Genomic DNA, 13091 nt, shown 5'->3' with positions numbered 1-13091 from the left:
TAGCCTGCCGTAAATGAGTCCCGCCGACAGTTCCGGCGTGGTGTGCCGGATCAGATAAATTTCCATATCGCCGCCAGAAAGAAGTAAAAACCAACCTCACAAACCTGCTGGACCGCACCCAGACAATCGCCCGTGTACCCGCCGATCCATTTCCTGAAATACCGGTTCATCGCCCAGGTAATCAACGCAAGAAATACCAGGGAGATCAAGAGCAGCGCAGATTTTAAAGTAATGCAAAGAACCAGCATTGGTCCAATCCCGAAAACGCCGGCGATTATTAACGTAGCGGCTGTAACATGCTGCGCAACCGGCTTTGACTTACTATCATCGGTATCACGCGCATAAGGTTCGCTGTAAATAATGCACGCAGGCATAAACCGGCTTATCGCATGCGCGGCTATCAGGATTAAAGGAGTGACAAGAGTTTGATTTTGGGAGATTTCTGCAAGCAGCTGCAAGAGGGAAAACTTGGCCGCAAGTATACAAACCAGCCCCAACGCACCATAAACACCAATGCGGCTGTCTTTCATGATGAGCAATATCTTCTCGCGTGTCCACCCGCCTCCAAATCCGTCACAGGTATCCGCAAAACCATCTTCGTGCAGCGCGCCAGTTGTGAGAATGGACGAGATGATTGAAAACACGATAGCTACCGGAATGCTGGTCAGGTATGAAACAATGAGCCAGGTTAAAGCAGCAATGGCACCAACAATCCAGCCGATCAGGGGCAAAAAACGGGTAGCCGGACTCAGGTTTCCCGGATCATAAACAACCCATTTCGGGATCGGTATCCTTGTATAAAACTGCAATGCGGCAAAAAAGAGGGATACCTGCCTTTTCATAGCGCCGGCTTTCCGCTGATTCCCGCACTTTCAAAACTTGCCATTTCATTCAAAAAGGCGACTGCACTTTGCAGGATCGGGTAAGCCACTGCGCAGCCGGTACCCTCGCCCAGCCGCATGCCCAGGTGCAGAATGGGCTTCACATTCAAAGTTTCGAGCAGGATCCGGTGCCCCTTTTCTTCCGACTGGTGACAGAATACTGCATTTTGCCGGACCCGGTGGTTCATTTTCAAAGCCGCCAGATAAGCCGAAGAAGCAATAAAACCATCGACCAGCACGATCATCTGCCGCGCCGCCGCTTCCAGCATTGCGCCGCACATCATCGCGATTTCAAATCCGCCGAATGTTTGCAAAACCTGCAAAGGATCATTACCCACATCTTTATGCAATTCAGCCGCCTGTGACAGCAGACTGAGTTTTCTGTCCAGACCTGCATCGTCCAGCCCGGTACCTATTCCCACACAATCCGCCAAAGGCAGCCCGAGCAACCTGCTCATGATCATCGCCGCCGAGGAAGTATTCCCGATTCCCATTTCCCCGAAACCGATCACATTACAGCCCGTTTCACTCACCGATTTGACCAGCTCCGCACCTTCTTCGAGGCAACGCAAACATTCATCCGCCGTCATAGCAGTTGTTTCGAGGAAATTTTTGGTACCAAAACCAATCTTGCGGTCGAGCAGCTTTTCAGAATTCGGAAATTCGTAATCCACACCTGCATCCACCACCGTCAGTTCAATCTGGTGCTGCCGGGTGAATGCATTGATCGCCGCGCCTCCATTCAGGAAGTTCAGTACCATTTGCGCAGTTACTTCTGTCGGATACGCGCTTACGCCGCTTGCAGCGATCCCGTGACTCGCTGCAAAAACAATGATATGCGGTGCCACCAGGTTGGTATTGAGCGTATTTTGAACAGAAGCGATCTGGTAAGCCAGTTCTTCCAATAAACCCAATGCGCCTGTTGGTTTGGTTTTTAAATCAATTTTCTCCCTGATCCGGGCATCTAAATCCTGCTGCATTTTTGGTGCGGTGATATGTTGTTCCAATTGTTATTTTAAGAAAAGTGGCAATCCGGAAACCATGAAAATGGCTTTTTCAGCCTTTGCAGCCAAATACTGATTGGCCCAGCCCTGTAAATCCGTAAACTTCCTGCCCACCTCCGTTTCCGCATGCAGCCCCATTCCTATCTCATTTGAAATGATAATGAATGTTCCGGGGATATCCGTTAGTGCATTGATTTCCAGCTTAAACGCCTCCAATGCAGCAGCGATATCCTGATCATGCGCCATAAATAAATTGGTGAGCCAAAGCGTAACACAGTCGATCACGGCCACGCGGTTTTGCAAGGGAAGCAAATGGAGGCCGCTTTCCTGTTCCATCAGCTCCCACTCCGGGCCGCGCTCATTCCGGTGCAGCTGTATGCGCCGGGCAAAATCTTCATCCCAAATCCTCGCGGTAGCCACGTACACGGGATTTTTGCTGAGCTGCAACGCCATTTGCTGTGCATAGCTGCTTTTCCCGCTCCGGGTCCCGCCACTTACATAAATGATCATTTATTCGGCACTTTTGAATCTTTTGTATAAAAACAGCTGCCACTTTTCTTCGGCAACCCCGGCTTTGTCCATTTCGGCGCGGGCCAATGTGAAAAACAGGTCCGACAACCGGTTGATATAAGCCGGAATCGCCTCGTGCACTTCGTCGGTTTTGATCAGCGAAACCAGCCGGCGCTCGCCCCGGCGTATTTGGGTCCGTGCCACGTGACAAAGTGCCGAAACCTCATTGCCGCCCGGAAGCAGGAAATAGTCCGAAGGTGAAGTCATCGCAGCTTCCAGCGCATCGATCCACTCTTCGCAAAAAGCAGCTCCATCTACCGGCATCGGGTTTTTATTCTCCTTTTTCGCATCCGAAGGTCGCGCCAGGTGCGACATCATATCCATTAAATCTTTCTGGATCTTTTGCAGGTTGGGCTGCCATTCATGTGTCTCACCCAGTTTCACCCGCAGTAACCCGATCGTCGAATTTGCTTCATCGAGCGCGCCCATGCATTCCACGCGCACATCATCCTTAAATACCCGGCTCCCGCCGAATAAACCAGTGGTGCCTTTGTCGCCTTTTTTGGTGTAGATTTTCATTGTAATACTTCGGCCGTCGGCTATCAGCTTTCGGCCTTTTTTTATTTTTTTTTCTGTTAGTTAAAAATCATATACTTAAACCCGAAAGCAAAGCCGACAGCCGACTGCCGAAAGACAAAAGCAAAGCCGACTGCCGACTGCCGAAAGCCGAAGTCTTCACTCCACCCTCCTATAATACCCCAGCTCCCTCTCCGGCAGCATTTCCGGGTGCAGGATTTTAATGAGATCTGCTAGTAGCTCGTGCGGGTTTACGGCGCCGGATTCCCAGTAATCGTTGGCGCCTTGTTCATTCATTTTTTTGTTGTAGTTAAAAATCTTACCCGATTTGAAGGCTTTGAAATCGGCGTAGCGCGTGTCTTTGGCTAATATTTGCTCCTTCTTTGTGATGTTTCCGATACTTACATTAAGCCAGTAATCGGCCCGCAATGCAACCGGGTACACGGCCTCGAAACTCAGCGGCAAGCTGCCTGTTGCCCGTGTATCCGACCAGTGGTAAGTAGCGCCTGCATCCTGCAAAAACTGGCACACGTAACTATTCCCGTTCGGCACAAACCACGCATCCCGCGAGTTCATCCCTGTGATTACAGTCGGTTTAGTAGCCGCGCTCTTTCCCAGTTTTGCCAGCCGGAGATACTCTTTCTCCACGATCTCGAATTTTGTATTTACCTCGGCTTCCTTGTTGAGCAATGCGCCCATAAGCTTCACCCACTCGGCCCGGCCAAGCGGCGTCGTTTCCACCCATTCCGAATTGATCAGAACCGGGATGCCTGCCGCATTCAGGGAAGCATAATGGTTCATTTTCGAGACCGGACTGCCTGTGGCCATAATCAGGTCGGGCTGCATGGTGATCAGCTTTTCTTCATTCAACCCCTGCCCCTTTCCTACCTCCACGATCTTACCGGCCTTGATCCGCTCGATCACGCGCGGCGACGATACATACTGAACATTGCCAAGCCCCACCAGCACATCTTCCGCTTCCAGAAAACCCACCAACCCAATATGCATGGACGACATGGCGGCCAGGCTCCTCACCGGGATTTCAATCATCTGCGCATTGGAAAAGCCTTTCGGCCGGGCAGTGCCGCGGGGTACCAGCAGGTAAGTCGAAGTGTCCGTGGATTTCTCAAACGGACTGGCGATCTTCACTACCTTCCATTTCTTATGGTAACTGATCGTAAAACCTTTCGCATGTTTCACCCGGACTTCGCCTGAAAAAACCTCGTTACCTCCCCTGCGGATTTCGTTTTTTTCGTAGAGCGAAGACGAGCTGCTGCAACCGAGCAGCAGCGAAAACAGTAAAATGACGAGGGTAATATTTAGTTTAAAATTCATTTTTAACCATTTTGATCACAAACTCAACCCGCTCTTCAACCGGGGCTAGCGGAAGCACAACAACCCGGTAACCTGCCGCCTGATACACCTGAAAAACAGCTTCATACAACGCACAGGCTTCTTCAAATGTCTGCCAGCGCTCTTCATCATTCACATAAATCGCTTCCCACGGAGGCGCGATAAAAACAAGCGGCGCATACCTGCATTGTGTTAAAGCCTCCTGAAATTCTACCCCCGCTTCCAGCCCGCCAACCCGCAGGTAAGCCAGTATGTCAGGAATTCCACGGTCGAAAAACGCTACTGCATTTGCGTCCACTGACTGAAAATCCGCCGCCATTTTGTCCAGACAAACCTTTGCAAATGCACCCAAATCCAGCCAGGGCAAACAGCCGCTGCCCAGCGCAACCTGCTCGCGGATCAGCATTCTCGATACTTCGGGGACGCAGTTGAAACCTTGCTGCTGCAATGCATTCAACAAAGTCGATTTCCCGGAACCTGGCCCGCCTGTAATGATGATTGCGGGCATTATCTTGTAGTTAAATAGATAATCAGGCTCACCAATAAGACCATTGTCAGGCAAACGCGGTGGTTGATCCGGCTAACCGTAGCGATCTCGTCCGGGGCTATTTCGCGCTCCATTTCGCCTATATATGGTTTGTCGACCAGTACGCCGTGGTATACATTCGGCCCACCGAAGCGACAATTGAGTATCCCGGCCAGTGCTGCCTCCGGGTGGCCCGAGTTCGGACTTTTGTGCTTATTGCCAAATCGGAGCATAAAATCCAGCCCGCGCCAGCTTCCCGCCACGAGTACCATCAGGAATGCAGTTAATCTCGCCGGGATCAGGTTTGCCAGATCATCCAACCGCGCAGCAAACTTGCCGAATTGCTCGTAGCGCGCATTGCGGTAACCGATCATTGAATCGAGGGTATTGATCATTTTGTAAGCCATCATACCGGGCACACCAGCGAGGAGGTAAAAAAACAAAGGAGCTACCACGCCATCGCTCAGGTTTTCCGACATTGTTTCCAGTACCGCAATCCGAATTTGCCTGGCCGAAAGATGCGCAGTATCCCGGCCAACAATGCGCGAAAGCTGTGCTCTGCCCGCCTGTAATCCATTCGTTTCTAGTTGCAGAAAAACGGCCCTACCTTCCCGAATCAGCGTGTGATTAGCCAGCCCGTACCACACCAGCAGGCTGTTTGTAGTTAGAAAAAGCCAGGGATTGGAAAGGGTCATTTTGTTTAAATAATAAAAAAACGCAAAGACAACACTTACCAGCAGCAGCGAGAGGAACATGCCTTTTACAAACCTGAAACTTCCCTTATTAAGCCACTTTTCACCAATTGAAATCATATTTCCAAATAGCCGGACAGGATGCGGCCAGTTATCCGGATCGCCGAGCCAGAGGTCCAGCAGGTAACCCGCTAAAAGCGGAACGATCAGTAATAAAGCTTTTTCCATTCTTCCAACGCATTAACTAACAAGCTGTTTTTCTCCGGGCTGAGTGTTGCAACGCGGAAATGCTGCCGAGTAAGTCCGCGGAAATTGCCTGCGTCCCGGATCAGGATTCCGTGGTTTTCGAGCAAAAACTGTTTGAGGTGCCCGGCGCTTCTTACCAGGGTTTTGCAAAGGAAGAAATGTGTGGCGCTTTCACTCGCTTCAATGGCTTCATTTGAACTAAGCTGATTCAAAAAGTCCAGTTTGTCGGAAAGCAGCTGTTCCACCGGGGGCTTGATCTTTTCGTCATTGTCAAAAATAAAATGGCCAGCTGCCTGCGCTAATGCATTCACAGTCCACGGCTGTTTGATGCCTCTCAGCTGGGATACAAGCTCTTCCTGGCCGGCTATATAACCCAGCCGCAAGCCCGGAATCGCGTAAGTCTTGGTGAGAGAGCGAAGAATAACCACGTTTCTGAAAGTTTTCAGCAGGTTGAATGCAGACTCCGCGCCGACCGTAAAGTCGATAAATGCTTCGTCGATTACGAAAAGGCAGCCCGGACTTCTCTTGATCCAGAACAGCAGGTCAGCAAACAATCTGCCTGTCGGGTTGTTGGGATTACAGATAAAAACCAGCTCCGAGCGCAGCTGCGGCAGTTCCAGTGCTTCTGCCCAGGGTAAAAACCTGAGCTCGTGGCCAAAAATGTGGCATGCATCTTCATACTCCGAGAATGCAGGAGTGAGAATGGTAGTAGCCCGCCCGGAAAACAGCTGGGCGATCAGGTAAATGCTTTCGGTGGTACCGTTATTTACCAGGATTTGCCCGCTTGATAGTCCATGATGCGCGGCAATTTTCTCTGAAAGCCGCTCCGCGGTTACCTCGGGATACCTGTTCACTTCATTCCATTTGTCCCACACAAACTCCTTCAATCCCGCGGGCTCGCCGCCGTACCAGACGTTTGTACTGAAATCGGCAACGATATTTTTCCTAAAAGTGTAACCATCATCTCCGTGTCCGCTCAACATCTTTGCTAGAATTTTAGGGTATTGTAAATCTGGTACATATCCACATTGGCGCGGATCAGATCCGCGAGCTTATCATATTGCTGTTCTTTGAATGCCTGGAAATCCAGTCGCTTATCCACCAACTCCTGGCTATACTGACCCAGCAGGTGATCGATCACGTGTTCATTGTCCAGGATACCATGCATGTAAGTCCCCCAGGTTTTATGATCGAGGTAGTAACCGTCCATTCTTCCATCGGCAAAGGTCACCACGGGCGACGGTGTACCTTTTACTTCTGTATCCCCCATATGAATCTCGTACCCGGTTCCGGGCAATCCATTTTGGGAGAATGTAAACTGGCATTGCAGCGTTGTTTTTTCTTTTTGTAAAATGGTCGATACGGGTAAAATGCCGAGTCCGGGTATGCTTTCGAGGGTACCTTCTACGTGAAAAGGATCTGCTATACTTGCTCCGAGCATCTGATAACCGCCACAAATGCCAACTACCGTTTTTCCTGACTTATGCGCCGCCACAATCGCTTTCGCCATTCCATTGTTCTTGATCACCAGCAGATCAGCAATCGTATTTTTACTTCCTGGGACGATGATAATGGATGCTTTTTCCAATTCGGCCGGATCCTGCGTATAGAACAAATGGACGCAGGGATCATTTTCGAGGCGGTCGAAGTCGGTGAAATTGGAGAGTCGGCGGAGGAGTACCACGGCAATATTGATCTTACCCTGCGCTGCATTGCGGAACTTGGATTCAAGCGAAACCGAATCCTCCTGTTCCAGGTAGATGTCGCGAAAGTAAGGCAAAATGCCTGTGACGGGCAGCTCTGTCAGATCTTCCAGCATTCGTTTTCCATCTTCAAACAATCGGGCATCCCCACGGAATTTGTTGATGATGATTCCCTTCATACAGGCACGTTCTTCCGGTGTCAGAAGCGCGATCGTTCCATAAACGCTCCCAAAAATCCCACCTTTATCAATATCCCCGACCAGGTAAGTGGCAGCACCGGCATGGGCCGCCATACGGAGATTGGTGATATCCCGGTGTTTCAGGTTCAGCTCGGAAATACTGCCGGCGCCTTCCATGACAATGGGTGAATATTTAGCTGAAAGTCTGTCAAACGCGGCCTTTGCAGCAGTAAAAAGTGCCTGCTTGTCATTGGCCATGAAGTACTCGTAAGCAGACTGGTTTCCCACAGATTTTCCATTCAAAATCACCTGCGAAGACTTGTCGCTGGTAGGTTTCAAAAGCACCGGGTTCATATCCGACTGGCACGGGATACCAGCCGCCTCAGCCTGCATCACCTGCGCCCGGCCCATTTCGAGACCATCCGCAGTCACGTAGCTGTTGAGCGACATGTTTTGCGCCTTGAATGGAGCGGGATGAAATCCATCCTGCCTGAAAATCCGGCAAAATCCAGCTGCAATAGCACTTTTACCCACATCGGAACCGGTGCCGGCAAACATGATCGGGCGCAATGGTGTGATTATCGACATGATATGAATTCAGTCCTGAAAGAGCTATTCAGCATTTACATTATCTTTTTACAAAAAAAAACCAAAACATCCCTGCAAAAGCGTCAACCAAGCCGCGTGGTAACCGAAGCCATAATTCCCTCGTGCGACAGATCATCCAGTGCCACGCATTCGGCGCCAAGCGCCTGCGCCAGCTCCGCCGCGCGACCGAAACGCAGGTATCCTTTTTCCGTATCAAGTACCAGAGAAGTAATGTTCAGGTTAGCAATCTGCGTGGCAAGCTGTACGGTTTGCAGCCACGGGTCACCGCCACCTGCGAGTGGCACATTGGCTTTTCCATCGCTTAAAATGACGAGAAAGGGTTTAATCCCCGGTCTGCTTTTATAGGAATGCAGCAGTTCCCTCGCCAGCTGCATTGCGTGTGCAAGCGGCGTGCGCCCGCCGGTCGGAAGTGACTGCATTGCCTTCTCGGCCAGCTCAATGCTGCCGGTAGGTTCCAGCAAAATGTCCGCTTTTAACCCACGAAAAGAGATGACGCCAACGATATCGCGCTTCTGGTAAGCATCTTCCAGCAAGCTCAGCACACTTCCCTTCACCGCCTCCATTCGTTTCCCGGCAGACATGGAACCGGAAGCATCCACCACAAAGAGAATGAGATTCCCGGCCCGGCCATTTTTTATTTTCCTGTGCAAATCCTCACGGGAAAGCTCAATGCGATCAGGATCACGCGATATGGCATGCACAACGCTCGCTGTCACCGCAATATCCTTTGCAAAAACATCCTTCTCCGCCCGCACCTGCATTCCCTTAAAAGTATCCAAAGCCCTGCTCCGCCGCCCATCCACAAGTTCAGGAACACGCACCGGCACCTCCGCCCGCAGCCGCCCCCCGCCCCCCCTTAAATCCAAAGCCCCAAGCTCATCCTCCCCCGCAGGCTCAGGCGCAGCCGCAAGCCCAGGCGCATCCGCATCCGCAAGCTCAGGCATAGCCGCAAGCCCAGGCAAAGCCGCAGGCCCCAGCTCAGGCGAAGCCGCAAGCCCAGGCAAAGCCGCAGGTCCCGGCTCAGGCGCAGCCGCAAGCCCAGTCGAAGCCGCAGGCCCAAAATCCATTGCCCCGGGATTCATCCCGGGGATCCGGTGAGTGAGGACAAGATGAGCAGCTTGTCTGATGTCATCTGCATTGACAATATCTCTCCCCGCCCAGGCGGCCAGCGTTACCGCTGTTTTAAACATCACAATATCAGCCCGCAAGCTCTTGACAGACCATTCGACACACAGCTGACTGATCATCGAAAGCAGCCCATCAGGCATTTGTACAATCGGCAATAATGCCTGCGCGTCACGGATTTTGGATTGCAATGCAGTTTGTGCAACCTCCCATTTCTGAATAAAATCAACAGGATCCGCTTCAAACGCCATCCTCCTGCGCACTACCTCGGTGCGTTCAGCAATATCGAAAGGCGGAGCTACCTCTACCATCAGACCAAAGCGATCCAGGAATTGCGGGCGCAGGTTTCCCTCTTCCGGATTCATGGTACCAATGAGCACAAACTTTGCGGGGTGACTTGCAGAGAGTCCCTCCCGCTCAATGGTATTAACCCCCGACGCAGCCACATCGAGCAGGATATCGACCAGGTGGTCGGCGAGCAGATTTACCTCGTCGATGTACAAAATCCCTTGATGCGCCGCAGCGAGCAGACCGGGTTGCAGCTTTCTTTTCTTCTCAGAAATTATCGCTTCCAGATCCAGACTTCCCATTACCCGGTCCTCGGAAGCGCCCAGTGGAAGGTCTACGAAGGGAACGCCTTTACTTTCCCCGATCGGCGGCATTACAGCCGACAAACCGCGCGCCGCGGTAGTTTTGGCAGTACCCTTTTCTCCTTTGATCAGCACACCGCCAATACCGGGATTGATCGCGCAAAGCAGCAGTGCCAGCTTCAACTTTTCTTGCCCCACAATGGCTGAAAACGGGTAATAATGCATTCGTTTTTATTTCAAAATATTGTTTTTACAAAAACCCTTACTCACTTCTTGTTTCCGTCAGCTCCTCGCTTTTGAGGTACAGCTCCGTCAATCCCTGCAAAGCTTCCGGCGAAGGCTCGGCCCACATACCTCGCTGGGCCGCTTCCAGCAGCCGCTCCGAAATGGCGTGCAGCGCCCAGGGGTTACTTTCCTCGAAAAACTGCTGCATGGCGGGATCAAGCGCGTAGGTTCCGGCTACTTTTTCGTACATCCAATCGTCGACAACTTTCGCAGTAGCGTCGTAGCCAAACAAGTAATCGACCGTGGCTGTAAGTTCGAGACCGCCTTTGTAGCCGTGTTTTTTAATGCTGTCTATCCATTTCGGATTGACAACACGGGAGCGGAAAACGCGCAGGGTTTCTTCTCTAAGGTCGCGCACAACGGGTTGTGCCGGATTTTGTGAATCGCCGAAATAGTGCTTGGGTTGCTGACCTGTCAGGTTGCGGATGGTGGCGATCATTCCGCCGTGAAATTGCAGGTAATCGTCGCTGTCGAAAATGTCGTGTTCGCGGTTATCCTGGTTATGCAATGCGATTTCGACGCCGGCGAGCTGGTTTTTAAACTCACTTCGCGCATCTACTCCCTGCGCATTTCTGGAATAAGCATACCCGCCCCAGTTCACGTAAGCTTGTGCGAAATCAGCGTCGGAATGCCAGTTTTTTTCATCAATCAAAGGCAAAATACCAGCTCCGTAAGTACCCGGTGCCGCGCCGAAAACACGGTATCCTGCCCGCTCTTCGGCTTCTTCTGGCGACAGCTCCTGATTTTTTTGCAAATCAGCAAGGTCTTTGAGATAGTGCTTGCGGACAAAGTTTTGATCAAGCGGCTCATCACAGGCGATTACAAGCTGCACCGCTTGATCCAGTAAATCGATCAAATGTGGAAATGCATCGCGGAAAAATCCGCTGATCCGGGTTGTTACATCGATGCGCGGACGTCCTAGATCCGCAAGCGGGATAAGCTCCACACCTGTAATGCGCCTGCTCTCCGATTGCCAAACCGGGCGCACACCCAGCAACGCAAGTACCTCGGCCACATCGTCGCCGTGGGTCCGCATGGCGCTGGTACCCCAGATGCTGATCCCCACACTTTCGGGAAACCGGCCGGTTTCCTTCAAATGGCGGTCGAGCACTTCGCGGGCGAGCTGCTGGCCAACTTCCCAGGCCGCTTTCGAAGGCAAAACTCTGGGGTCAACTGCATAGAAATTGCGGCCTGTTGGTAAAATATGCGCCATTCCGCGCGTGGGAGCACCACTTGGGCCGGCGGGAATGTAGCCGCCCGAGAGTCCGTGCAGCAGGTTGGTTATCTCCTCATCTGTTTTGGCAAGATTAGGGACAAGCGTTTTACATACAAATTCCAAAATCCGCTTTATTCCGGCTAATTCCGGTTTTTCGGGTGAAAAATTCAGCGTTTCAAAAATGGCCTGATCAATGGATCTTTTATAAAAATCATCATTTTCCAAAAGCCTGAACAAATGGTTACTCAGCTCGTCGATCACTTCCAGCGCGTCGGCGCCGGTAACAATAGGTCTGTCTGCCAGTTGCTGCAAATGCGATGGTACCTGATGCAAACGCTCACCTTTCTTGGCCAAAACCACATCGATATCCAACCCAAAAGCCTGCAACATTTCAGTCTGCAAACCCGGTATTTCTGCATTCGGCAGCCGGGTGAGTGATTGCAGCATATCAGTAAGTGCCTGCCCTGCGGGCATTTCACCCAAAGTATGCAGCCCGTTCCTGATCTGGGCTGCGCCGAGTTCGCACAGGTAACCGTCGATATCTTCGATCAAATGCGCAACATCTTTTCCGTCCATTTCAGTTAAACTCACCGGCACACCTTCGGGCGTCATTTCGTCGTCCCAATCGTGCTTGTGGTCGCCGTGGTCGCGGCTGAGCATTGCCGCCAGGTCTGCGTCCAGGTTTGTTTGTTTAATCAAATCCCATATCTGCCTCTGCAACAGCGGCAGCTTGGCGGGATCGAGGCTTTCTACCTGGTAGTATTCGTCGACCAGCTGGGTCAGCTCCGCCAGTTCACCATAACTGTCGGCAGACGTCATAGGTGGTGTGAGGTGATCGACAACTACCGCGTGCGCGCGCCTTTTCGCCTGCGAGCCTTCCCCCGGATCATTGATAATAAATGGATAAAACAAAGGCAAATCGCCCAGAATAGCATCGGGAAAGCAGTTTTCGGATAAACCGATCCCTTTACCCGGAAGCCACTCCAATGTTCCATGCTTGCCCACATGCACAATGGCGTCGGCTTTCCATTCATCTCGCAGCCAGCGGTAAAGTGCGTAATAATGGTATGTCGGGGGCAGGTCCGGCTGGTGGTAAATGGCGTCAGGGTCCATTCCATAGCCTCTTGGCGGCTGCAAGGCGACAAATGCATTCCCCAGTTCCAGACCAGCGAGTGCAATGTGCCCGTCGTGTACGTAAGTTTCGCCCGGAGGCGGCCCCCATTGTTTTGTTATTTTTTGTTGGATCAAAACAGGTAATTCTTCAAACCAGCTTTGATACTGCGCCGCCGGCACGCGCCCGGCAGCATTAGAGAGCTGCGCAGGTGTCAGGTAGTTTTCATCGTACGAACATCTGTCTATCAGACTGTGGATCAACTCGTCGCTCGTTGCCGGAAGGTTTTCTATAACATAACCTTCCGCCTGCATTGCATATAGAATGTTCATCAGTGAAGCCGGCGCATCCAGCCCAACCGCATTGCCTACCTGCGAAGCTTTGGTATTGGAATTTGTAAAAATGAAGGCGACTTTTTTATCCGGATTATTCAGAGGTTTTAGTCTCGCAAAGCGGAGCGCGAGCCCGGTTACCCTGTCGATCCG

The 13091-nt window shown here is 51.6% G+C and carries 11 protein-coding genes; all 11 read right to left on the bottom strand.

Going from position 1 to position 13091, the window contains the following annotated elements; all coding sequences use genetic code 11:
* Positions 1–50 precede the first annotated feature (50 nt).
* The gene (locus tag ACTIE6_RS04345; protein WP_439555464.1) at positions 51–842 is read right to left on the bottom strand and encodes an adenosylcobinamide-GDP ribazoletransferase; all 792 of its coding nucleotides are present in this window, start codon (positions 840–842) and stop codon (positions 51–53) included.
* Positions 839–1888, bottom strand: coding sequence for a nicotinate-nucleotide--dimethylbenzimidazole phosphoribosyltransferase (cobT, locus tag ACTIE6_RS04340; RefSeq protein ID WP_439555463.1), 1050 nt, complete (start codon positions 1886–1888; stop codon positions 839–841). The genes ACTIE6_RS04345 and cobT overlap by 4 nt, the downstream gene beginning before the upstream one ends.
* 3 nt (positions 1889–1891) lie before the next feature.
* Positions 1892–2395, bottom strand: coding sequence for a bifunctional adenosylcobinamide kinase/adenosylcobinamide-phosphate guanylyltransferase (locus tag ACTIE6_RS04335; RefSeq protein ID WP_439555462.1), 504 nt, complete (start codon positions 2393–2395; stop codon positions 1892–1894).
* Entirely contained in the window at positions 2396–2974 is a 579-nt protein-coding gene (locus tag ACTIE6_RS04330; protein ID WP_439555461.1) for a cob(I)yrinic acid a,c-diamide adenosyltransferase, read from the bottom strand. It abuts the gene before it with no gap.
* A 156-nt stretch (positions 2975–3130) separates the two neighbouring features.
* Entirely contained in the window at positions 3131–4306 is a 1176-nt protein-coding gene (locus ACTIE6_RS04325; protein WP_439555460.1) for an ABC transporter substrate-binding protein, read from the bottom strand.
* Positions 4296–4832: an AAA family ATPase gene (locus tag ACTIE6_RS04320; protein WP_439555459.1), complete on the bottom strand. Its 537-nt coding sequence runs from the start codon at positions 4830–4832 to the stop codon at positions 4296–4298. Before ACTIE6_RS04320 ends, ACTIE6_RS04325 begins: the two co-directional genes overlap by 11 nt.
* Positions 4832–5770 (bottom strand): adenosylcobinamide-phosphate synthase CbiB, encoded by a 939-nt coding sequence (gene cbiB / locus ACTIE6_RS04315; protein ID WP_439555458.1) that lies wholly within the window; start codon positions 5768–5770, stop codon positions 4832–4834. Before cbiB ends, ACTIE6_RS04320 begins: the two co-directional genes overlap by 1 nt.
* Positions 5749–6771 (bottom strand): pyridoxal phosphate-dependent aminotransferase, encoded by a 1023-nt coding sequence (locus tag ACTIE6_RS04310; RefSeq protein ID WP_439555457.1) that lies wholly within the window; start codon positions 6769–6771, stop codon positions 5749–5751. Before ACTIE6_RS04310 ends, cbiB begins: the two co-directional genes overlap by 22 nt.
* Before the next feature lie 5 nt (positions 6772–6776).
* Positions 6777–8258, bottom strand: a complete 1482-nt coding sequence (locus tag ACTIE6_RS04305; RefSeq protein WP_439555456.1) for a cobyric acid synthase — start codon at positions 8256–8258, stop codon at positions 6777–6779.
* Between the two features lie 83 nt (positions 8259–8341).
* Complete coding sequence (locus ACTIE6_RS04300) at positions 8342–10219, bottom strand: magnesium chelatase subunit D family protein (protein ID WP_439555455.1); 1878 nt, start codon at positions 10217–10219, stop codon at positions 8342–8344.
* A 37-nt stretch (positions 10220–10256) separates the two neighbouring features.
* The coding region (locus ACTIE6_RS04295) for a cobaltochelatase subunit CobN (RefSeq protein WP_439555454.1) at positions 10257–13091 on the bottom strand (2835 nt) is incomplete at its 5' end.

This window comes from Dyadobacter sp. (assembly GCF_051859145.1).
Taxonomy (GTDB): Bacteria; Bacteroidota; Bacteroidia; order Cytophagales; family Spirosomataceae; genus Dyadobacter.
The sequence above is the reverse complement of the archived record's forward strand: the minus strand, read 5'-3'. Positions and strand labels throughout refer to the sequence as shown.

Bases quoted from the DNA above. Each gene is read 5' to 3' on its own strand.
- ACTIE6_RS04345 (WP_439555464.1), bottom strand. From the start codon at position 842: ATGAAAAGGCAGGTATCCCTCTTTTTTGCCGCATTGCAGTTTTATACA.
- ACTIE6_RS04335 (WP_439555462.1), bottom strand. From the start codon at position 2,395: ATGATCATTTATGTAAGTGGCGGGACCCGGAGCGGGAAAAGCAGCTAT.
- ACTIE6_RS04330 (WP_439555461.1), bottom strand. From the start codon at position 2,974: ATGAAAATCTACACCAAAAAAGGCGACAAAGGCACCACTGGTTTATTC.
- ACTIE6_RS04325 (WP_439555460.1), bottom strand. From the start codon at position 4,306: ATGAATTTTAAACTAAATATTACCCTCGTCATTTTACTGTTTTCGCTG.
- ACTIE6_RS04320 (WP_439555459.1), bottom strand. From the start codon at position 4,832: ATGCCCGCAATCATCATTACAGGCGGGCCAGGTTCCGGGAAATCGACT.
- cbiB (WP_439555458.1), bottom strand. From the start codon at position 5,770: ATGGAAAAAGCTTTATTACTGATCGTTCCGCTTTTAGCGGGTTACCTG.
- ACTIE6_RS04310 (WP_439555457.1), bottom strand. From the start codon at position 6,771: ATGTTGAGCGGACACGGAGATGATGGTTACACTTTTAGGAAAAATATC.
- ACTIE6_RS04305 (WP_439555456.1), bottom strand. From the start codon at position 8,258: ATGTCGATAATCACACCATTGCGCCCGATCATGTTTGCCGGCACCGGT.
- ACTIE6_RS04300 (WP_439555455.1), bottom strand. From the start codon at position 10,219: ATGCATTATTACCCGTTTTCAGCCATTGTGGGGCAAGAAAAGTTGAAG.